Annotated in this window: 18 protein-coding genes and 1 tRNA gene; 13 read left to right on the top strand and 6 right to left on the bottom strand. The window is 45.8% G+C overall.

Annotated elements, in window-relative coordinates; all coding sequences use genetic code 11:
• Positions 1 to 305 precede the first annotated feature (305 nt).
• The 3 genes from kduD to FEK46_RS00150 all read right to left on the bottom strand — a co-directional run bounded on the left by kduD (position 306) and on the right by FEK46_RS00150 (position 3398).
• Complete coding sequence (gene kduD / locus FEK46_RS00140) at positions 306 to 1067, bottom strand: 2-dehydro-3-deoxy-D-gluconate 5-dehydrogenase KduD (protein ID WP_130207762.1); 762 nt, start codon at positions 1065 to 1067, stop codon at positions 306 to 308.
• Between the two features lie 28 nt (positions 1068 to 1095).
• Positions 1096 to 1932: a 5-dehydro-4-deoxy-D-glucuronate isomerase gene (gene kduI / locus FEK46_RS00145; RefSeq protein WP_130207764.1), complete on the bottom strand. Its 837-nt coding sequence runs from the start codon at positions 1930 to 1932 to the stop codon at positions 1096 to 1098.
• A 278-nt stretch (positions 1933 to 2210) separates the two neighbouring features.
• Positions 2211 to 3398, bottom strand: a complete 1188-nt coding sequence (locus FEK46_RS00150) for an acetyl-CoA C-acetyltransferase (protein WP_130207766.1) — start codon at positions 3396 to 3398, stop codon at positions 2211 to 2213.
• Positions 3399 to 3652: 254 nt separating this feature from the next.
• Between FEK46_RS00150 and FEK46_RS00155 the strand changes: the two genes are divergently transcribed.
• From FEK46_RS00155 to FEK46_RS00175, 5 genes are all read left to right on the top strand, one after another.
• The gene (locus FEK46_RS00155; protein ID WP_135490292.1) at positions 3653 to 4882 is read left to right on the top strand and encodes an amino acid permease; all 1230 of its coding nucleotides are present in this window, start codon (positions 3653 to 3655) and stop codon (positions 4880 to 4882) included.
• 460 nt (positions 4883 to 5342) lie between these two features.
• The gene (locus tag FEK46_RS00160; RefSeq protein ID WP_130207770.1) at positions 5343 to 5975 is read left to right on the top strand and encodes a helix-turn-helix transcriptional regulator; all 633 of its coding nucleotides are present in this window, start codon (positions 5343 to 5345) and stop codon (positions 5973 to 5975) included.
• Between the two features lie 342 nt (positions 5976 to 6317).
• Positions 6318 to 7133, top strand: coding sequence for a transcriptional regulator (locus FEK46_RS00165; protein WP_130207772.1), 816 nt, complete (start codon positions 6318 to 6320; stop codon positions 7131 to 7133).
• Positions 7120 to 7602: a hypothetical protein gene (locus tag FEK46_RS00170; RefSeq protein ID WP_130217902.1), complete on the top strand. Its 483-nt coding sequence runs from the start codon at positions 7120 to 7122 to the stop codon at positions 7600 to 7602. The genes FEK46_RS00165 and FEK46_RS00170 overlap by 14 nt, the downstream gene beginning before the upstream one ends.
• Before the next feature lie 596 nt (positions 7603 to 8198).
• Complete coding sequence (locus tag FEK46_RS00175; protein WP_138194627.1) at positions 8199 to 9605, top strand: winged helix-turn-helix domain-containing protein; 1407 nt, start codon at positions 8199 to 8201, stop codon at positions 9603 to 9605.
• 164 nt (positions 9606 to 9769) lie between these two features.
• Here FEK46_RS00175 and FEK46_RS00180 read toward each other — a convergent pair.
• A tRNA-Gly gene (locus FEK46_RS00180) sits at positions 9770 to 9843 on the bottom strand.
• 78 nt (positions 9844 to 9921) lie between these two features.
• On the bottom strand, positions 9922 to 10680 hold the full coding sequence (gene actS / locus FEK46_RS00185) for an amidase activator ActS (protein WP_130217906.1): 759 nt from the start codon (positions 10678 to 10680) through the stop codon (positions 9922 to 9924).
• A gap of 367 nt (positions 10681 to 11047) precedes the next feature.
• Here actS and xdhA point away from each other — a divergent pair, with 367 nt between their 5' ends.
• From xdhA to xdhC, 3 genes are read left to right on the top strand one after another with little or no spacing between them, the layout of a single operon-like run.
• On the top strand, positions 11048 to 13345 hold the full coding sequence (xdhA, locus tag FEK46_RS00190) for a xanthine dehydrogenase molybdenum-binding subunit XdhA (RefSeq protein WP_135559257.1): 2298 nt from the start codon (positions 11048 to 11050) through the stop codon (positions 13343 to 13345).
• 10 nt (positions 13346 to 13355) lie between these two features.
• On the top strand, positions 13356 to 14234 hold the full coding sequence (gene xdhB / locus FEK46_RS00195) for a xanthine dehydrogenase FAD-binding subunit XdhB (RefSeq protein ID WP_135495021.1): 879 nt from the start codon (positions 13356 to 13358) through the stop codon (positions 14232 to 14234).
• Positions 14231 to 14710 carry a xanthine dehydrogenase iron sulfur-binding subunit XdhC gene (gene xdhC, locus FEK46_RS00200; protein WP_135559256.1) on the top strand — a complete coding sequence of 160 codons (480 nt, stop codon included), beginning with the start codon at positions 14231 to 14233 and terminating at the stop codon, positions 14708 to 14710. The genes xdhB and xdhC overlap by 4 nt, the downstream gene beginning before the upstream one ends.
• A gap of 40 nt (positions 14711 to 14750) precedes the next feature.
• Here the strand turns inward: xdhC and FEK46_RS00205 are convergent, their stop codons facing one another.
• The gene (locus FEK46_RS00205; protein WP_130258073.1) at positions 14751 to 16529 is read right to left on the bottom strand and encodes a sigma-54-dependent Fis family transcriptional regulator; all 1779 of its coding nucleotides are present in this window, start codon (positions 16527 to 16529) and stop codon (positions 14751 to 14753) included.
• A gap of 478 nt (positions 16530 to 17007) precedes the next feature.
• Between FEK46_RS00205 and ygeW the strand changes: the two genes are divergently transcribed.
• Genes ygeW through arcC form a run of 5 tightly spaced genes read left to right on the top strand, consistent with a single transcriptional unit; the run spans position 17008 to position 23139 of the window.
• Positions 17008 to 18195, top strand: coding sequence for a knotted carbamoyltransferase YgeW (ygeW, locus tag FEK46_RS00210; protein ID WP_001360948.1), 1188 nt, complete (start codon positions 17008 to 17010; stop codon positions 18193 to 18195).
• Between the two features lie 59 nt (positions 18196 to 18254).
• The gene (gene dpaL, locus FEK46_RS00215) at positions 18255 to 19451 is read left to right on the top strand and encodes a diaminopropionate ammonia-lyase (protein WP_135559255.1); all 1197 of its coding nucleotides are present in this window, start codon (positions 18255 to 18257) and stop codon (positions 19449 to 19451) included.
• A 57-nt stretch (positions 19452 to 19508) separates the two neighbouring features.
• Positions 19509 to 20720, top strand: coding sequence for a YgeY family selenium metabolism-linked hydrolase (locus FEK46_RS00220; protein WP_135559254.1), 1212 nt, complete (start codon positions 19509 to 19511; stop codon positions 20718 to 20720).
• A gap of 53 nt (positions 20721 to 20773) precedes the next feature.
• On the top strand, positions 20774 to 22159 hold the full coding sequence (hyuA, locus tag FEK46_RS00225; protein WP_130258070.1) for a D-phenylhydantoinase: 1386 nt from the start codon (positions 20774 to 20776) through the stop codon (positions 22157 to 22159).
• 47 nt (positions 22160 to 22206) lie between these two features.
• Positions 22207 to 23139 (top strand): carbamate kinase, encoded by a 933-nt coding sequence (arcC, locus tag FEK46_RS00230; RefSeq protein ID WP_130207792.1) that lies wholly within the window; start codon positions 22207 to 22209, stop codon positions 23137 to 23139.
• Positions 23140 to 23155: the final 16 nt, after the last annotated feature.

The raw sequence follows: 23155 nt of genomic DNA on the forward strand, positions 1-23155 counted from the left end.
CCAGCAGAGAATAAGACATAGTGAAAAAATACGTGAACAACTCATACAGGTGTCAGGTCGGAATTAGCATAAATATGGATTAAATTGCTACGACATGCGGTTATGTGATGGATATTCCAATTTTCAAATTAAGTAAAATTATTGACGTTATTATTAACTATATAATTTTAAAGCAGATAAAACTCATAAAATTTATTAATTGATAATTGATATGGATTATTTCATAACCGAGATATGGATTATGATGATCTGCAGGTATAAAAAACCCTGCCATACGGCAGGGCCATAAAAGTGAATTGAATAACTTAACGCGCCAGCCAGCCGCCATCTACGGCGATGGTATAACCATTCACATAGTCTGAAGCACTCGAGGCAAGGAATACCACCGGCCCCATCAGATCGCTCGGCAATCCCCAACGCCCTGCCGGGATGCGGTCAAGAATTTCCGCACTACGCTGTTCATCAGCCCGCAGTTGTTGGGTATTGTTGGTCGCCATATAGCCCGGAGCAATCGCATTAACGTTGATGTTATGTTTTGCCCATTCGTTCGCCATCAGACGGGTCACGCCCATCACGCCGCTTTTTGATGCAGTATACGAAGGTACGCGGATCCCGCCCTGGAATGAGAGCATGGACGCGATATTGATAATCTTGCCACCGTTGCCCTGTGCGATGAAGTGTTTCGCCGCCGCCTGAGACATGAAGAATACACTTTTGATGTTCAGGTTCATCACATCGTCCCAGTCTTTTTCACTGAAATCGAGTGCATCTTCACGGCGAATCAATCCGGCGTTATTGACCAGGATATCAATATGGCCGAACTCTGCTACTGCACGATCCAGCAGTGCAGGAATGCCATCAATCTGACGTAGATCGGCGTTCAGGCTTAAAAAGCGACGCCCCAGCGCCGTGACCTGTTCAATGGTTTCTGTCGGTTCAACGATATTAATGCCGACGATATCACAGCCCGCTTGCGCCAGTCCCAGCGCCATCCCCTGCCCCAGTCCAGTGTCACAGCCAGTGACTACCGCGACTTTACCATCAAGAGAAAATTCTTTTAAAATCATGATAATACCTTATTCATTTTGCCCGCAACTAGCGCAGGTCTTTAACGGCAACGTGGTCCATATCATCGAAGACCTGGTTTTCACCGACCATGCCCCAGATAAAGGTATAAGCTTTGGTCCCTACGCCGGAGTGGATAGACCAACTCGGGGAAATGACTGCCTGCTCGTTATGCATCACAATGTGACGCGTTTCTTGCGGTTGCCCCATCATGTGGAAAACGCAGGCGTCATCATCCATGTTGAAATAGAAGTAAACTTCCATCCGACGCTCGTGGGTGTGGCATGGCATGGTATTCCACAGGTTTCCCGGAGCCAGCTCCGTTAGCCCCATGCTCAACTGGCAGGTTTCCAGCACATCTGGCACAAAATATTTGTTAATTGTGCGACGATTACTGGTGATGTTATCGCCCAGCGTAACCGGAGCGACTTCAGCCGGGGTCACTTTTTTAGTGGGATACGTCGTATGAGCAGGTGCGCAGTTGTAATAAAACTTCGCCGGAGTGGCACTATCAATGCTGGCAAAGACCACTTCTTTTGCACCTTTGCCAACATAGAGAGCGTCGCGGTGACCGATTTCGTAGCATTGACCATCGACGGTAATCGTACCAGCGCCGCCAATATTAATAACGCCCAGCTCGCGACGCTCCAGGAAGTAGCTCACGCCCAGTTGTTTTCCAACTTCCCCGCCAACAGAAACCGTTTTTGCTACCGGCATAATGCCGCCAACAATAATGCGGTCAATGTGGCTGTAAACCATCGTGTACTCATCCGCGACGAATACCTTTTCAACCAAAAATTCATTGCGCAGCCCCTGTGTATCCAGCGTTTTTGCATGCGCACTGTGGATGCTCTGTCTTACGTCCACATCAACCTCCGATAATCATTGAACTGTAAAATTACAACGATTGTGAAACATCGTTTCGTTTTATTCTTTAAAGGATGATATGCCTGCACAGTGCGCTTTTCAATCAAAAATAAAACATTGTTTCATTTTTAGATAAGGGATTGAGAAAAGTGTCGCGTCGATCACGAATAAGTCAGGTGAAGGCAAAACTCAGCGTCTATGGAGTATGCGCGCAGACGTGCCAACCATCATCATGAAATGGCTTGATGGCGGCAGATGTTTAACGAATAGAAAGGAATTTAGATCGGGTCGTCACGTTCAATAGTTAACGCCACGCCCTGACCACCGCCAATACAAAGTGTAGCCAGCCCTTTACGCGCGTTGCGTTTTACCATTTCATGGACCAAAGAAACCAGAATACGGCAACCGGATGCGCCAATCGGGTGACCCAACGCAATTGCGCCACCGTTAACATTGACCCTACGTTCATCCCATTCGAGCATTTTGCCAACAGAAAGCGCCTGCGCGGCAAACGCTTCATTAGCCTCAATAAGATCGACATCAGAAAGCTGCCAGCCCACACGCTCAAGGCAACGGCGAGTCGCATATACCGGAGCAATCCCCATCAGCGCAGGATCGACACCAACACTGGCAAAGGCGCGAATACGTGCCAGCACGGGTAAATTCAATGCTCGCGCTTTGGCTTCGCTCATCATCATTACTGCAGCAGCACCATCATTAATAGATGAAGCATTACCCGCAGTAACAGAACCGTGGCTATCAAATGATGGGTTTAAGCTAGCCAGCCCTTCTGCACTGGCATCCGTACGCGGCTGTTCATCGGTATCAACAATCAGCAGCTGCCCATTGTTTTGCGTTCTCACCGGGACAATCTCATCGTTGAATCGTCCAGCGTCAATGGCCGCCCGCGCTTTTTGTTGTGAACTAAGTGCATAGGCATCTTGTAATTGACGGCTGATGCCATATTCACGCGCCAGATTTTCGGCAGTGACACCAATATGGTAATCATTGAACGCGTCCCATAAGCCATCATGCACCAGACTATCAACCAGTTGGCTATCGCCAAGCTGTGCTCCGGTGCGGCTATCAGTCAGGACATGTGGTGCGCGACTCATGTTTTCCTGACCACCGGCGATGACAATATCAGCCTCGCCACACTGGATCGCTTGTGTGGCAAGATGCAGTGCTTTTAACCCGGAACCACAAACATCATTAATCGTAATTGCCGAAACACTGTTGGGTAGACCACCTTTAATGGCCGATTGCCGTGCTGGATTCTGCCCAGCCCCTGCGGTCAGAACCTGCCCCAGAATCACTTCATCCACCGCATGTGCTGCAACGCCAGTGCGTTCTAATAACGCTTTCACGACCAGGCTACCAAGTTCTACGGCAGAATGGCCAGCCAACGCTCCACGAAAGCAGCCGATAGGTGTTCGTAACGCACCGACAATCACAACGTCTTTCATCACAACCTCGCACAGATTAACAGCGCAATAGTAAATGATTGTTAATAAAAATTATTTTAAATGTTTAAAAATAGTGATTTTTATCACAAAGGAAATTCACCGGAATGAGGGATGGATACCCAACTGGCACGCAATGTTTGCATCTACTAACCTATGAATCCATGAGGTGATATAGCGTTAATCTCCCATATTTGACCTGGTTTATGGTAAATTGCCCTCCATTTTTCTTAATTTGTAGATGATACGTTCAAATAATGTCTAAAATTTGGTCAAAAGAAGAAACTCTCTGGAGCTTCGCACTGTACGGCACAGCCGTTGGCGCAGGCACGCTCTTTCTCCCTATTCAGCTAGGTTCAGCGGGAGCGGTGGTCCTGTTTATTACAGCACTGGTCGCATGGCCTTTAACATATTGGCCACATAAGGCCCTGTGCCAGTTCATCCTTTCTTCAAAAACATCCGCAGGCGAAGGGATTACTGGTGCAGTAACTCATTACTATGGCAAGAAGATCGGCAATCTGATTACCACTCTTTACTTCATTGCTTTTTTTGTCGTCGTGTTGATATATGCAGTGGCGATCACCAATTCGCTGACAGAACAGCTGGCAAAGCATATGGTCATCGACCTGCGCATTCGTATGCTGGTGAGTCTGGGTGTTGTGTTAATTCTGAATCTCATTTTTCTGATGGGGCGCCATGCCACAATTCGGGTAATGGGATTTTTGGTGTTTCCACTAATTGCCTATTTCTTATTTCTTTCTTTCTACCTCGTCGGTAGCTGGCAACCAGCTCTATTAACTACCCAAGTAGAGTTCAATCAGAATACCCTTCACCAGATATGGATATCGATTCCCGTGATGGTTTTCGCCTTTAGCCATACGCCCATTATTTCTACGTTTGCTATTGATAGACGTGAAAAATATGGCGAACACGCTATGGATAAATGCAAAAAAATTATGAAAATCGCTTATCTCATCATTTGTGTGAGCGTACTTTTCTTCGTCTTTAGCTGCCTGTTATCAATACCACCATCTTATATTGAAACAGCTAAAGAAGAGGGTGTTACCATTTTATCGGCACTTTCTATGCTGCCAAATGCCCCTACATGGTTGTCGATTTCGGGAATAATTGTCGCGGTTGTAGCAATGTCTAAATCATTTTTAGGTACCTACTTTGGTGTTATTGAAGGTGCAACGGAATTAGTCAAAACAACGCTACAGCAGGCAGGGGTTAAAAAAAGCCGTGCATTTAACCGCGCGCTGTCAATTATGTTAGTATCACTGATTACTTTCATCGTTTGCTGCATCAACCCTAATGCAATTTCGATGATTTATGCGATCAGTGGTCCACTTATTGCCATGATTCTTTTTATCATGCCAACGCTGTCAACATATCTCATCCCGGCACTTAAGCCCTGGCGTTCCATCGGAAATCTAATTACGTTGATCGTCGGTATCCTGTGCGTATCGGTAATGTTCTTTAGCTAATCACTGATGTGAATGGTTCAAAATAACCACTATTTTGAACCATTCCAATTCTTACAATGCACATCTTGCTTTGTTCACACCCTCCAAACGCTCCATAACTTAAACGAGCATTATCAAGCTGTTATCCTAAATAAAAATCTGAACATCTTAATTAAGACTATTTAAGATGCATCACTTAGATTTACAAGATATCTTCTGGTCATTCGAAAACAATTTGCAGTATAGATATTCTTAATACATTAGGCACTTGTCTGATTTGCAATAAGGCCAATATGATTAACTGAGTGAAATCCAATCACATTTAAAGCTTAATGATGCACGCTTAAATATACCATTAAGAATAATGACAAATACGGATTAAACACAATTTTTCATAAAAAGCTTACTAAATCAGAGTGTATTGACATCATCAATAACCAATGAAATTATGCAATTATCTATGAATAGGGAGGTTATTAACATGAGGCTTTGTAGTCGCTATAAAAGTCTTACATGCAATAGTTGCTCAATGCATTGCCAAATAATGCCAGAAAAATCACCACGTTTGCAGTATTGTGCAAATGCATGTTTTTGTATGTGGCCCGAAGAGAGTTCGTATTTTAATCGTGGCGTGGTTGAAGGTATATTAAGTAAAAACCACAACGCTCGATTAAGCGGATATATTTTTGTAGATTTTTCAGTAAGCTTTTTACGCCTTTTTTTAGAGAGTGACTGGATCGACTATCTTACGAGTACTGAGATGGGAATAGTGTTAGTAAGCGATCGAAATATGCAATCTCTTGCTAATTACTGGAGGAAACACAACTCCGCGATATCAGCCATTATATATAATGATGATGGCCTGGATATTGCTAACGAAAAGATCAGGCAACTATTCATTGGTCGTTATTTGTCATTTACCAGAGGCAATACGTTAACTCAAATGGAATTCACCATTATGGGACATATGGTTTCTGGTTATAATCCATATCAGATTGCAGAGGTTCTTGATATGGATATCCGTAGCATCTACGCCTACAAGCAAAGAATTGAAAAAAGGATGGGTGGTAAAATAAACGAATTATTTATCCGTTCACACTCCGTTCAGCACTGAAACATAACTGTCGATAATAATAAGCATTGTATATACGGGCACTTATAAAGATGCCCGTATTTTATCACATGAACTTTTAATTCAGTTTATTTGAGCGCTTATTTAATTATGTCACCTTACGCGCTACCGCAAAAATGAAAAGATATTGCGAGAAGAAGGCATAAAGACAACGGTTAAGAGTGTTAAATTTGTTAATTCACATGGAATTTTAAGTTGCATTGATATGCTATAATTATAGTTTGTATGATAAATATAAAATTAATATATATTTATTCCATGAATACTAATATACTTATCAAACTATATAATTTCAATTTACTTAATTTTATGTTTCATTGACGTATGTACTGGATTATTAACGATAATATTGAGTTCTGGCCAGAGCACAGAAAATTAATTTCGGTACATGACGCCGAGCTTAACGCCGTTCTGACAACGCCAGCAAGCAGGTGCTTATCTCTGCTACTTGAAGCCTTTCCTGATGTGGTTGCACAACAGGATTTTTTCTCCAGAGTCTGGGAAGAAGAAGGCATGCGAGTACCGGTCAACACGTTATATCAAAATATATCGATTATCAGACGCGGGTTTCGCACGGTTGGTGAAACCAACCATTCGCTTATTGCAACCGTGCCGAGAAAAGGTTTTAAGCTCAGTAATGATATAAACATAGAAAACCATGTAATAATCCCTTCTGCAGATGCACAAAAGACCATATCTCCCCAATGCTTGAACGTTAAAGATGAGTTTAAAGAGACAAGTGCTCATCCAGATAATTATCTCAGAAATATAGTCAGGCTATCTAAAAATTATTTACCCATGCTAAGTGCATTTGCCGTAGGTTTGCTTACCGCATTTTTTCTCTGGCACAATAGTCAACCCAAATCATTCTTTAAAGATTACAAAACTGTTGCACAAATAAATGGTTGTCATTTCAATGTTACAGAAGATAGCATTGATGGGTTGAAAGATCTCGATAAATATAAGAACCGTATATTAGGATCTGGAATTGATTGTAAAAAATACCCCTGGCTATATTTCCCTCTCGATAAGTCATCTCCCGGATTGATTGTTATGGCATGCAAAAAGAACCATAGTAATAACACAGTTGCAGACTGTTTAACTCTATCGTATCGCGGAGTTAACCATGATTCGTTATAAAAAAACGCTGTTTATTATTTTATGCTTTCTCAGTGGCTTCATTTTTTTTATTGCCTATCATTATTCCAAAGAACAAATAGTATACAATGAGAAATGCACGGCCAATTGGATTATATTTAATGACCAAGGGAGGGCTAATCTCACTATTGACTTTATGTATAATAAAAATAAAAAGACAGGAACTGTTGCACTTAGCGGTACCTGGAAACAAAACACAAACACTTATAAATCATTTCGCCGAGATATTGAATATACGTGGATCGAAAATTATGACACTTTGCATCTTACCTCTACCAAAATAAATAAATTTGATATTATCGATCAAATTTCAGACGATAATCTTGCACAACTCCTGCCTGATTTTTATATATTTCCGGGAAAAATGATAAGCTATAATGTTCAAAAACAGAACAATCATGATTTTCTTTTAAGCATTGGCAATAGAGCAATTATGTATTGCGCAAGGTAACAAAACAACTTGATGATGCATCTGTAATTAAAAGTCCAAACAACAAATGTAACATTTCAGGCATTGGAATATAATCTTTATATATTCTTATATCCATCCCTGACAGTTTATGCGGTAATCCCCTCCCCCATTCAAATTACATCCGTCATTAAAAAACCCTTCCGCACTCCACTATGACAATAATGGTGTAAAAATAAACGCTGGTTCGCACAGAGATATTTAATAGAGCACATAAACATAATAGTTGCTAATAAATAAAATTACTCTTGCAATAATTCTTTCACACCAGATTGTAAGTCGACGCATAGCTATTCCTCACAGCCTATCATTTTATCTTAAATGAACAATCACATTAAATTAAGAAATGTGATAATCATAACTTTATCGATTATTTTCAATTGGTTATATACTTACATGATTAACAAATCATTAATTAAGAATATTTCAGATTACAATCACATCAAGCTAATATAAATTAACTTAAACAATCATGATGAATTTAGCAAAAAGAAATATTAAATGAAATATATGAATATCAGTTATATCTGTTACTCATGCAGGATGCCAAAAACCACAAACTTAATAGAGGTGAGCTAATGGATTTAGAAAATAAGTTCTCATATCATTTCCCTGATGGAATCATACTTACAGAAGATGGCATTCTTACAAAAGGGAATGAGGAATTTTACATCCCGCCGAAAGAACTCGGTGTATTATTTGTATTGCTTGAATCGGCGGGAAATGTTGTATCCAAAGATGCGATCATCGAATCTGTATGGAAAAATGTAATTGTAAGTGACGAATCCCTTACACGATGCATCTATTCATTAAGATGTATTTTTGAAAGAATTGGCTACAACCGTTGCATTGAAACCATATATAGAAAAGGTTATCGATTCAGTGGGCAAGTATTCAAGATAAAAGAAAATCAAGATAATGTTCCAGGCAGCACTATTGCTTTATTTCCATTTACAATATCTCACAGCAGTCGGGATCCATTAGCACTTAATCAGGAACTTGTACAACTAATCTCAAATAAAAAAACCGATGATCTATATATATATCCAATGGCTGCAACCCAGTATTGCATAGATAATAAATCTCAGACAGCCTTCCTGGCCAGGTTCAAACCCGATTATTTTGTCACAGGAAGAATCAGCAAATATGATGCTTCTAATAGTTTATATATTGAAGTAATCGATGCAAAAAGTTTTTATCTTATTGCCAGCACACATCTTGAGGCAGATGACATACAAAAAATCTCACACTTTATAATTAGTAACTTATATCTGGCAATGAAGAAAACTAAAGTAGAACCAGGTTTTATGTCCCGACACGTACCTTCTGATGAAAATATTTTATCAGCCGAAATGTCTGCCGGGAAAAATGAACTGAATGAATTCACGCCTGAAAGCATTGCCAATGCAATAACTATATTTGAAAGTGTTAAAAATAAATCTAATGCTCAGTCAATAACCAATGAATGCTACTGCCTGTTGGCTGAGTGTCATATGTCTATGGCACTTCATGGTCTATACGAACTTAAACATGCAACTCAAAAAGCATTGGCCTTTATAGATAAGGTATCTGATAAAAATATTTTCGATGGAAATATTTTAGGAATTATGGGACTGATAACCGGTCTTTCCGGACAAACGACTGCATCACGCATTTTTTTTGACCATGCACAGACACAAGTATTAGATGTAGCCTCCTTGTATTACTATAAGACACTGGTAAATATATATAATGAAAGAATTGAAGATGCTATCGCTTGTATAGACCAGTCACTGCTACTTGAACCAAAAAGACATAAAGCCGCTATAATAAAAAAATGCATTGATGTATATGTTTCTACAACACACAATGAAAGAAAAGCGTTCTCTTATCACGGAACAGAGAAAGAATATCATTTAGTTATTATCAATAACATTCAAAAATTGAAGCAATTGACAAAAGTTAACAGCATTATTGATTTTAATGCTCAATATGAGGTCGCTTGATCTGCAATAAATATCATAAGCAGAATAGCGCTCTATATTTTGAGGTATACACTCTATTTTTATAGGGGATATTGGATTTATCAACATCTGACGTGAACGTATCAACAATAACGGAAGAATTCGATGACTACGAAAAAAACTGAGAAAGAGAAAAAGTAAGAGACTGGAGCGGGCGAAGGGAATCGAACCCTCGTATAGAGCTTGGGAAGCTCTCGTTCTACCATTGAACTACGCCCGCTTCGAGATGCGTAAGGCATTATAAACCTTACGCTCTCCTAAGCAAGTGCCTTGCTACTGACTGCTGATTAATTCGCCATCAGCACTTTGGCTTGCTACCCTGTGGCGGCAAGTAGCGCAAAGGATCTATTGCCGTAGCACGGTAGCGAATCTGGAAATGTAGCCGCACGGATTCCGCATCAGTACTTCCCATAGTTGCTATCTTTTGCCCAGCCTTAACACTTTGCCCATTGTTCACCAACATCGTGTCGTTATGGGCATAAGCAGTAATGTAATCTTCACTGTGTTTAATCATTATAAGATTACCGTAACCACGCAGCTGATTACCCACATATACCACTTTCCCGGCACCTGCAGCGTATATTGGCGTCCCGCGTGCCGCCGCAATATCAATCCCTTTATTGCCACCATCTGCCATTGAGTAAGGCATAATAACCTTTCCGCTCGTTGGCCATAACCAGCAACGTTGCCCAACCGGCGGCCATGAAGATTTCGAAACGGCCGAAGACGGTGTCACTGACGCTGTTTTTGTCGTCGATTTGCCGGTGGATTTGCGCGTGCCGTTACTACTTTTTTTCGCCCCACCCAGTTTCAGCTTTTGGCCGATTTCTATGGTATAGGGGGGGGAGATGTCGTTGAGTCGGGCTAGCTCTTTTACGCTGGTTCCCGTGGTGCGTGAAATACGATAAAGCGTATCCCCCCGTTTCACGGTGTAAACGGAGCCGGAATACGTTCCTGTATCTGATGATTTGCTACCCGAGCAGCCAGCCAGAAGCAGCCCTACCGATAACAGCATCACGATACCCAGAGTTTTTTTATTCAGGCGTCCTGCGCTCAAAATCTTTCCTCGCTAAAAAACAAGACGCTATATCATAGCAGCCCCCCGTCAGATCCCCAATCCATTGCGTGGGAACAGGCATGTACGAATCAATAACTGTTAAAGAATCAATTAGCACCGTTGGCAAACATCGGAACCATCCTGATTGACCTCTAATACTCATTTATCACAATGATTTTTATCACGCTCATATTGATAAACTGCACTCACTTTCTTTGCTGATAAAGATGCATCATCCGTAGCGTTTTTTTAACGACATCACACTTCCCCTCTCCCCTCGTGTTTATAGTCGTTTCTGGCGTAATTCTTGCCTGCAAAGACTTAATCATTGCCATAAGAACCAAATGTTCAAATCAAGGGGATTTCTATGGAAGCGCGGGAAGCAACCGCTACAGGTGAATCATGCATGCGCGTCGATGCCATTGCGAAGGTCACCGGGCGGGCACGATATACTGACGATTATGTTATGGCGGGCATGTGTTACGCGAAATATGTACGTAGCCCAATAGCACATGGTTATGCGGTGAGCATTAACGATGAACAAGCCAGAAGTTTACCAGGCGTACTGGCCGTATTTACCTGGGAAGATGTTCCTGATATTTCCTTTGCCACGGCGGGCCATGCCTGGACTCTGGATGAGAATAAACGCGATACCGCCGATCGCGCCCTGTTAACACGCCACGTCCGCCATCATGGCGATGCGGTTGCTATTGTCGTGGCCCGTGATGAACTCACAGCGGAAAAAGCAGCGCAACTTGTTCACATCGAATGGCAAGAATTACCCGTCATTACCACGCCAGAAGCGGCACTGGCAGAAGACGCAGCGCCAATCCATAGCGGTGGCAATTTACTGAAACAAAGCACAATGTCGACAGGTAATGTCCAGCAAGCAATCGACGCTGCCGATTACCAGGTGCAGGGGCATTATCAGACGCCGGTCATTCAACATTGTCATATGGAAAGTGTGACCTCATTGGCGTGGATGGAAGACGATTCACGAATTACCATCGTTTCCAGCACCCAAATCCCGCACATTGTCCGCCGCGTTGTCGGTCAGGCTCTGGATATTCCCTGGTCGTGCGTGCGGGTTATCAAGCCCTTTGTCGGCGGTGGTTTTGGTAATAAACAAGATGTACTGGAAGAGCCGATGGCGGCATTTCTGACCAGTAAACTCGGCGGCATTCCGGTTAAAGTTTCCCTAAGCCGCGAAGAATGTTTTCTGGCGACCCGCACTCGCCACGCTTTTACCATTGACGGACAAATGGGCGTCAACCGCGATGGTATGCTAAAAGGCTATAGCCTGGATGTTCTGTCTAACACCGGCGCTTACGCTTCACACGGTCATTCCATCGCTTCTGCAGGCGGCAATAAAGTTGCTTATCTCTACCCGCGCTGTGCCTATTCTTATAGCTCAAAGACTTGCTATACCAATCTACCCTCAGCGGGTGCGATGCGTGGCTATGGCGCACCGCAGGTGGTTTTTGCTGTTGAATCTATGCTGGATGACGCTGCTGAAGCGCTGGGCATTGACCCGGTTGAAATTCGTTTACGCAATGCCGCCCGCGAAGGCGATACAAATCCACTCACAGGCAAACGCATCTACAGTGCCGGATTGCCAGAGTGCCTGGAAAAAGGGCGGGAAATCTTTGAATGGGAAAAACGCCGTGCAGAGTGCCAGAACCCGCAGGGCAATCTGCGCCGCGGCATTGGCGTCGCCTGTTTTAGCTACACCTCTAACACCTGGCCTGTCGGTGTAGAAATCGCTGGCGCGCGCCTGTTGATGAATCAGGATGGAACCATCAACGTGCAGAGCGGCGCGACGGAAATCGGTCAGGGTGCCGACACGGTGTTCTCGCAAATGGTAGCTGAAACCGTGGGCGTTCCGGTCAGTGATGTACGCGTAATTTCGACGCAAGATACCGATATTACGCCATTCGATCCAGGCGCATTTGCCTCACGTCAGAGCTATGTTGCCGCACCTGCGCTGCGCAGTGCGGCACTGTTATTAAAAGAGAAAATCATCGCTCACGCCGCAGTAATGCTGCATCTGTCGGCGATGAATCTAACCCTGATAAAAGGCCATATCGTACTGGTTGAAAGGCCGAAAGAGGCGTTACTGTCGTTAAAAGACCTGGCAATGGATGCGTTTTATCATCCTGAACGTGGCGGGCAACTTTCTGCCGAAAGCTCGATCAAAACCACCACGAACCCACCTGCGTTTGGCTGTACCTTTGTTGATCTGACAGTCGATATCGCGCTGTGTAAGGTCACCATCAACCGCATCCTCAACGTTCATGATTCGGGCCATATTCTTAATCCGCTGCTGGCTGAAGGTCAGGTACACGGCGGGATGGGGATGGGCATCGGCTGGGCGCTTTTTGAAGAGATGATCATCGACGCGAAAAGTGGCGTGGTGCGTAACCCAAATTTACTGGATTACAAAATGCCGACCATGCCGGATCTGCCACAACTGGAAAGTGCGTTTGTCGAAATTAATGAACCACAATCTGCATACGGACATAAGTCACTGGGTGAGCCGCCAATTATTCCTGTTGCCGCTGCAATTCGTAATGCGGTGAAGATGGCTACCGGTGTCGCAATCAATACGCTGCCGCTGACACCAAAACGGTTATATGAAGAGTTCCATCTGGCAGGATTGATTTGAGGATAACATCATGTTTGATTTTGCTTCTTACCATCGCGCAACGACCGTTGCCGATGCAACCAACCTGCTGGCTCTAAATCCGCAGGCCAAACTGCTCGCCGGTGGCACTGACGTACTGATTCAACTCCACCACCACAATGATCGCTATCGCCATATTGTTGATATCCACAATCTGGCGGAGCTTCGGGGTATTACGCTGGCGGAAGATGGTGCACTACGCATCGGCTCTGCGACGACCTTTACTCAGTTAATAGAAAATCAGTTAACGCAACATCATCTCCCGGCATTATGCGCTGCGGCTTCGTCTATTGCCGGCCCGCAAATCCGTAACGTCGCGACCTACGGCGGAAATATTTGCAACGGCGCCACCAGCGCAGATTCAGCAACACCAACACTGATTTATGACGCGAAGCTGGAAATCCATTCACCGCGTGGGGTTCGTTTCGTCTCGATTAATGGTTTTCATACCGGACCAGGCAAGGTTTCCCTTGAGTATGATGAAATTCTGGTCGCGTTTCATTTTCCTCCGCAGCCAAAAGAACACGCAGGTAGCGCACATTATAAATATGCCATGCGCGATGCGATGGATATTTCAACAATCGGGTGTGCCGCTCACTGTCGATTGAACAACGGCTACTTCAGCGAGTTGCGTCTGGCATTTGGTGTTGCCGCACCAACGCCGGTTCGCTGCCAACATGCCGAACAGGCTGCACAAAATGCGCCATTAAACCAGCAAACACTGGAGGCCATCTGCGAATCTGTCCTACAGGATGTCGCACCGCGTTCTTCATGGCGAGCAAGTAAAGAGTTCCGTCTGCATCTCATTCAGACGATGACCAAAAAAGTGATTAGCGAAGCCGTCGCTGCGGCGGGGGGAAAATTGCAATGAATCACAGCGAAAGTATTACTATTGAATGCATCATTAACGATATGCCTTTTCAGCTTCACGCCGCGCCAGGTATGCCGCTTTCGGAACTGCTCCGCGAACAAGGGCTGCTTAGTGTCAAACAAGGATGCTGCGTTGGTGAATGCGGTTCCTGTACGGTGCTGGTTGACGGAACCGCGATAGACAGCTGCTTATACCTGGCCGCATGGGCTGAAGGAAAACAGATCCGCACGCTGGAAGGCGAAGCGAAAGGCGGCAAACTTTCTCATGTACAACAGGCTTATGCGAAATCTGGCGCTGTACAGTGTGGTTTTTGTACGCCGGGGCTGATTATGGCCACTACGGCAATGCTGGCAAAACCTCGAGAGAAACCGTTAACCATTACGGAAATTCGCCGTGGCTTGGCCGGGAATCTGTGTCGCTGTACCGGATATCAAATGATTGTGAATACTGTTCTGGACTGTGAAGAAACGAAGTAAAACGCAATCCGGCCTGAATTCAGGCCGGATTTTTTGATGACTATGCGCTTAACAATTCATATTTCTTAATTTTACGATAAAGCGTGGCGATGCCAATACCAAGCTCATCAGCGACTTGCTTCTTACTGTTATGCCGTGAGAGCGCTTCGCGAATCATCTGCTTTTCCATCTCCTCCAGCGCTGTGCCGCCAGCATCATCAAGAGCCAAATGTGCCTCGCTGGCTTCTGGCATCTCACTTTGCTCCGCCGTACCGTTATTAACCAGATTTGGTGGTAGTAGCGTACTGTCGATGACTTCGCCTGAAGGAACGACGTTGACCAGATACTCCATCAAATTACTTAACTCTCGCAGGTTTCCTGGCCAACGATGCTTACGCAGTAACTCAACAACATCGGGAGCAATACCCGGGTAAACCGATCCCAGACGACGGGTATGGAGATGTAAAAAGTAATGCACCAGCAGTTCAATATCTTCCTGACGCTCACGTAGCGGTGGCAGAGTGATAGGAATAACGTTAAGTCGGTAGAAAAGATCTTCGCGGAATTTACCTTCGGCTATGAACTGAGCCAGATTCTGGTTAGTTGCAGAAATGATGCGGATGTCGACCTGTATTGGGCTACTGGCGCCAATAGGCAGGATCTCACGCGCTTCAATCGCCCGCAGCAGTTTTGCCTGAAGCATTAAAGGCATATCGCCAATTTCATCAAGAAACAGCGTTCCCGTGTTTGCTGCCTGAATCAGCCCTGTTTTACCGTTGGCAGAAGCGCCAGTAAATGCGCCTTTAACATAACCGAACAGCTCACTCTCCAGAAGCTGCTCCGGAATCGCCGCGCAGTTGATAGCGATAAAGGGTTTGTTCCGTCGCCCACTCAACTTATGAATAGCACGGGCCACCACTTCTTTTCCGGTCCCGCTTTCACCAACGACCATGACGCTGGAGGGGCTAGGTGCGATGCGGCTAATCAGCCGTTTTAATTGCCGCATAACACGGCACTCGCCAACCAATTGTTCAATATGCGGTTCATCAGATGCATTTGCCACGGAAAAACTGGTATGGGATTGGTGAAACGCCATTAAAAATAGCTGTCGTCCCTGAATGTTATGCAACTGACCAATTATCAATTCACTTTTATCATCCCACGAGACAATATGTTGCATATGTCCATGAGTAAAATTACTCTCAAATGTTAATGGCCTGAAACGGATAAGTTTCCCAACCATATTATTTTGCACAACGCCAAGTGTTTTTAATGCAGTCTGATTAACGAACTGAACACGATTTTCCTCATCAATAACTAATACACCTTGATCCATATTATCGATCATGGTAGCAAATATTTTACTGATGTTATCTCCCGGCCCCTGATCTTCCAGGAGTTTCGAGACAAAAATAGTCGATATATGGCGAACGTAATCTGAAAATTCGCGTAAATTATCACTGATATGTTCTTGTTGCTCATGAGTAACCGCAATCAAACTTATCACTCCGACACAACGATCCTGCAGAATAACGGGCGTCCCCAGGAACGCCTTCTCACGACAACTCTCTTTACTGTCGCAGCCTTCACAAAGGGGATCGAAGCGAGAATGTGTCACGACCTTTTCGGTTTTCGTTTCGAGGACATAGCGGAGCAAGCGTGAGTTGCCACTCAACTGGCGACCAAGAAATTTCCCGTATGCGCCGGTTCCAGCGACGCGACACAAGTTTTCATCAACGATCTCAACCTCAAGCTGCAAAACGCTGGCTAGCATTCTGGCAAAACGCTGAATTGTTGGTTGAATTTGCATCAAAACTGACTGCGTATTAGCAAGCTCCATAGCTTTACCTTCCAGAATCACTTAAAAGTCGATCATTGAAGACGTTGATGGTTCACAGATCATAACGATATTAACTCAGGCAAAAATCGCTTTGCTAAAAACATAAGATTTTTATCACTTTCTAATGAAATTATGGAAGTGATATCACATTTCTATATCAATATGAGAATTACGGGAGTGAGTTTATCAAACTGACGAGTTTTCACCTGTCCCTTTATCTTATTTCTGATACTTAGCAGCAAATAAATAACTGCGTTAAAAAAGCCAAACGTTTCCGTATATTTTTAACTTCCGTAGTGTGGCGATAATTTGTGATCAATCCCACATATCCCCTGTCAGATTAGCGTTTCGTGACCGCGTAGATAATTCTGGCATGTTTATTGTTAGTCCCTGGTATAGCTGTGAAAACACCAATCATTTTGGCAAGTCACAGTGAAATAAACCACTTTGCCTGTCATTCCACTACCGGGACTTTATGATGAAAACTGTTAATGAGCTGATTAAGGATATCAATTCGCTGACCTCTCACCTGCACGAGAAAGATTTTTTGTTAACGTGGGAACAGACGCCAGATGAACTGAAACAAGTACTGGACGTTGCCGCAGCATTAAAAGCACTGCGTGCTGAAAACATCTCTACCAAAGTCTTTAATAGTGGATTAGGTATTTCCGTATTCCGCGACAACTCCACTCGTACCCGCTTCTCTTATGCTTCTGCGCTTAACCTGCTCGGCCTTGCACAGCAGGATCTTGATGAAGGTAAATCACAGATTGCGCACGGCGAAACTGTCCGTGAAACCGCTAATATGATCTCCTTCTGCGCTGACGCTATCGGTATTCGTGACGATATGTATCTGGGCGCGGGTAACGCCTATATGCGTGAAGTTGGCGCGGCACTCGACGATGGCTACAAGCAAGGCGTACTGCCGCAGCGCCCGGCTTTAGTTAACCTGCAATGCGATATTGACCATCCGACTCAATCAATGGCTGACCTGGCATGGTTACGTGAACACTTTGGTTCACTGGAAAACCTGAAAGGTAAAAAAATCGCCATGACCTGGGCCTACTCCCCAAGCTATGGCAAACCGCTGTCTGTACCACAAGGCATCATCGGTCTGATGACCCGCTTCGGTATGGATGTCACCCTTGCCCATCCAGAAGGTTATGACCTGATCCCGGATGTCGTTGAAGTCGCTAAAAACAATGCTAAAGCATCCGGCGGCAGCTTCCGTCAGGTAACAAGCATGGAAGAAGCATTCAAAGACGCTGACATCGTTTATCCGAAGTCCTGGGCACCTTACAAAGTGATGGAAGAGCGTACTGAACTGCTGCGCGCTAATGATCACGAAGGACTGAAAGCGCTGGAAAAACAGTGTCTGGCACAGAACGCACAGCACAAAGACTGGCATTGTACTGAAGAGATGATGGAGCTGACCCGTGATGGCGAAGCCCTGTATATGCACTGCCTGCCAGCCGATATCAGCGGCGTATCCTGCAAAGAAGGTGAAGTTACTGAAGGTGTATTCGAAAAATACCGTATCGCAACCTACAAAGAAGCCAGCTGGAAGCCATACATCATCGCAGCGATGATCCTGTCCCGTAAATATTCCAAACCAGGCGCACTGCTCGAACAACTGCTGAAAGAAGCACAAGAACGCGTGAAATAACCCCCCTCGGGCCGATCGACAGGTCGGCTCTCTATTTTCAGAGGCCAAAAGGATAGGATATGTCCGTTTTCTCATTGAAGATTGATATCGCCGATAACAAATTTTTCAACGGCGAAACATCACCGCTCTTTTCGCAAAGCCAGGCAAAACTGGCGCGCCAGTTCCACCAGAAAATTGCTGGCTATCGCCCAACACCGCTTTGTGCGCTGGACGATCTCGCAACCCTTTTTGGTGTGAAGAAAATTCTCGTTAAGGACGAATCAAAACGATTCGGTCTGAACGCCTTCAAAATGCTCGGCGGTGCGTACGCCATCGCTCAATTATTGTGCGAAAAATATCATCTTGATATCGAAATGCTGTCATTCGAGCATCTGAAAAATGCCATCGGCGAAAAAATGACATTTGCTACAACGACCGACGGCAACCACGGGCGCGGTGTTGCCTGGGCAGCACAGCAACTCGGTCAGAACGCGGTAATTTACATGCCGAAAGGTTCCGCTCAAGAACGCGTTGACGCCATTCTGAACCTCGGAGCCGAGTGCATCGTCACTGATATGAACTATGACGATACCGTTCGCCTGACCATGCAACACGCGCAGCAACACGGCTGGGAAGTGGTGCAAGATACCGCCTGGGAAGGTTACACCAAAATTCCAACCTGGATCATGCAGGGCTACGCCACTCTGGCAGATGAAGCCGTCGAGCAAATGCGTGAAATGGGCGTAACACCAACTCACGTTCTGCTGCAAGCCGGTGTCGGCGCTATGGCCGGCGGTGTACTAGGTTATTTGGTGGATGTTTACACCCCGCAAAATCTGCACAGCATCATTGTTGAACCTGACAAAGCTGACTGTATTTATCGCTCCGGCGTCAAAGGTGACATCGTCAACGTTGGCGGCGATATGGCCACGATTATGGCGGGCCTGGCTTGCGGCGAACCTAACCCTCTGGGCTGGGAAATCTTACGTAACTGTGCCACCCAATTTATCTCCTGTCAGGACAGCGTTGCCGCATTAGGTATGCGTGTGCTGGGTAATCCGTACGGCAACGATCCACGCATCATTTCTGGTGAATCTGGCGCTGTCGGTTTGGGCGTTCTCGCGGCTGTTCATTATCACCCGCAACGTCAAAGCCTGATGGAAAAACTGGCTCTGAACAAAGATGCCGTCGTCCTGGTTATCAGCACCGAAGGCGACACCGACGTGAAGCACTACCGCGAAGTTGTCTGGGAAGGCAAACACTCTGTAGCACCTTAATCACCCTATTGGAACAACTCCCCGCCAAATGGGGAGTAAAAAATCTGGAGAAAAATAATGGCTAAGAATATTCCATTCAAACTGATTCTTGAAAAAGCAAAAGATTACCAGGCAGACATGACTCGCTTCCTGCGCGATATGGTTGCTATTCCCAGTGAAAGCTGCGACGAAAAACGTGTAGTACATCGTATTAAAGAAGAGATGGAAAAAGTCGGCTTCGATAAAGTTGAAATCGATCCGATGGGTAACGTTCTCGGCTATATCGGCCAGGGTCCGCGTCTGGTTGCAATGGACGCTCACATCGACACCGTTGGCATTGGTAACATCAAAAACTGGGAATTCGACCCGTACGAAGGCATGGAAACCGACGAGCTGATCGGTGGCCGTGGTACTTCCGACCAGGAAGGCGGCATGGCATCAATGGTTTATGCCGGTAAGATCATTAAAGACCTCGGTCTGGAAGATGAATATACCCTGCTGGTCACCGGTACTGTGCAAGAAGAAGACTGCGACGGTCTGTGCTGGCAGTACATTATTGAACAATCCGGCATTCGCCCGGAATTTGTGGTCAGTACCGAACCAACCGACTGCCAGGTATATCGTGGTCAGCGCGGTCGTATGGAAATTCGCATTGATGTTCAGGGCGTTAGCTGCCATGGTTCAGCACCAGAACGCGGTGATAACGCCATTTTCAAAATGGGCCCGATTCTTGGCGAATTACAAGAACTGTCCCAACGTCTGGGCTATGACGAATTCCTCGGCAAAGGTACTCTGACTGTTTCCGAAATTTTCTTCACCTCACCAAGTCGTTGCGCAGTAGCAGACAGCTGTGCCGTTTCCATCGACCGTCGCCTGACCTGGGGCGAAACCTGGGAAGGCGCGCTGGATGAAATCCGCGCCCTGCCTGCGGTACATAAAGCCAATGCTGTCGTTTCTATGTACAACTACGACCGTCCGTCCTGGACTGGCCTGGTTTACCCAACCGAATGCTACTTCCCGACCTGGAAAGTGGAAGAAGATCATTTCACCGTTAAAACGCTGGTGAATGCCTACGAAGGTCTGTTTGGCAAAGCACCGGTCGTTGATAAGTGGACGTTCTCAACTAACGGCGTATCCATTATGGGCCGTCACGGCATTCCGGTCATCGGCTTTGGACCGGGTAAAGAACCTGAAGCGCACGCGCCAAACGAAAAAACCTGGAAATCTCACCTGGTGACCTGTGCCGCTATGTACGCTGCAATCCCGTTAAGCTGGCTGGCAACAGAATAATTACTCTTCACCTATTTCCCTCCGGTTCGCCGGAGGGTTTTTTGGAGTTTGCTATGCGCGTATTGATCAAAAACGGCACTGTCGTTAACGCAGATGGACAAGCCAAACAGGACTTGCTGATTGAAAGCGGTATTGTCCGCCAGTTAGGCAAAGATATTTCGCCGCAACTCCCCTGTGAAGAAATTGATGCCACTGGCTGTTACGTTTTCCCTGGCGGCGTAGATGTCCATACACATTTCAATATTGATGTCGGCATCGCGCGCAGTTGTGATGATTTTTTTACCGGTACCCGCGCAGCCGCGTGTGGCGGTACAACAACCATTATTGATCATATGGGATTTGGCCCGAATGGCTGCCGATTACGCCATCAACTGGAAGTTTATCGTGGTTATGCCGCCCATAAAGCGGTCATCGACTACAGCTTTCACGGTGTTATCCAGCATATTAATCACGCCATACTCGACGAAATTCCGATGATGGTAGAAGAAGGGCTGAGCAGTTTTAAACTCTATTTAACCTATCAATACAAACTCAACGATGATGAAGTCCTACAGGCATTACGCCGCCTGCATGAATCCGGCGCGCTGACCACTGTACACCCAGAAAATGACGCCGCAATCGCCAGTAAGCGAGCTGAGTTTATCGCCGCTGGGTTAACCGCACCGCGCTACCACGCCTTGAGCCGACCTCTGGAATGTGAAGCCGAAGCCATCGCAAGAATGATTAACCTGGCACAAATTGCCGGTAACGCCCCGCTCTATATCGTGCACCTGTCTAACGGCTTAGGTCTGGATTATCTGCGCCTTGCTCGCGCGAATCACCAGCCAGTCTGGGTTGAAACCTGCCCGCAATATCTCCTGCTGGACGAACGCAGTTACGATACAGAAGATGGCATGAAGTTCATTCTTAGCCCACCGCTGCGCAACGTTCGCGAGCAGGACAAGCTGTGGTGTGGCATCAGCGATGGTGCGATTGACGTGGTGGCGACCGATCACTGCACCTTCTCGATGGCCCAGCGCCAGCAAATTTCTAAAGGCGATTTCAGCCGCTGCCCAAATGGCTTGCCCGGTGTGGAAAATCGCATGCAGTTGCTGTTCTCCAGTGGCGTAATGACGGGACGTATCACACCGGAGCGTTTTGTTGAATTAACCAGTGCGATGCCCGCAAGGCTGTTTGGCCTGTGGCCACAAAAAGGATTATTAGCACCCGGTTCCGATGGCGACGTGGTGATTATCGACCCACGCCAGAGCCAACAAATTCAGCATCGCCATCTCCACGACAACGCCGACTACTCTCCCTGGGAGGGTTTTACCTGTCAGGGCGCGATTGTCAGAACCTTATCCCGTGGTGAGACGATTTTCTGTGACGGCACCTTTACAGGCAAAGCCGGACGAGGACGTTTCCTGCGACGCAAACCGTTTGTCCCTCCCGTGCTCTAACCACTGCCAGGGATCTATACACAATCAAGAATGATGAGTGAGGAAAAATGAGTAAGAAAATTGTTCTCGCCCTCGGCGGGAATGCGCTGGGCGACGATCTGGCCGGACAAATGAAAGCGGTAAAAATTACGTCTCAGGCAATTGTTGATTTAATTGCCCAGGGACATGAAGTTATCGTCACTCATGGTAATGGACCACAGGTAGGCATGATTAACCAGGCATTCGAAGCCGCTGCAAAAACTGAAGCGCATTCACCGATGCTGCCAATGTCTGTCTGTGTTGCGTTGAGTCAGGGATATATTGGTTACGATCTGCAAAACGCCTTAAGAGAAGAACTGCTTTCTCGTGGCATTAATAAACCCGTTGCAACGCTGGTTACCCAGGTCGAAGTCGACGCTAACGATCCGGCCTTCCTCAACCCAACCAAACCAATCGGTTCGTTCTTTACCGAGCAGGAAGCAGAGCAACTGACAAAACAGGGCTATACCCTGAAAGAAGATGCGGGTCGCGGCTATCGTCGTGTCGTTGCTTCGCCTAAGCCGGTAGATATTGTTGAAAAAGAGACAGTTAAAGCGCTGGTAGATGCAGGACAGGTTGTGATCACCGTTGGCGGTGGCGGTATTCCTGTGATTCGAGAAGGTAACCATCTGCGCGGCGCCAGTGCGGTTATCGATAAAGACTGGGCCAGCGCCCGTTTAGCAGAAATGATCGATGCCGATATGCTGATCATTCTGACTGCTGTAGAAAAAGTGGCGATTAACTTCGGTAAAGAGAATGAGCAGTGGCTCGATCGCCTGTCATTGGCTGATGCAGAACGCTTTATCGAAGAAGGGCATTTTGCAAAAGGTTCTATGCTGCCGAAAGTGGAAGCCGCCGCATCATTTGCCCGCTCTCGCGCAGGTCGCGAAGCACTGATTACCGTGTTGAGCAAAGCGAAAGAAGGGATTGAAGGAAAAACCGGAACGGTGATTTCTCAGTAATTTATTGGCCGGGTGG

The sequence above is a fragment of the Escherichia sp. E4736 genome (assembly GCF_005781225.1).
GTDB lineage: Bacteria > Pseudomonadota > Gammaproteobacteria > Enterobacterales > Enterobacteriaceae > Escherichia.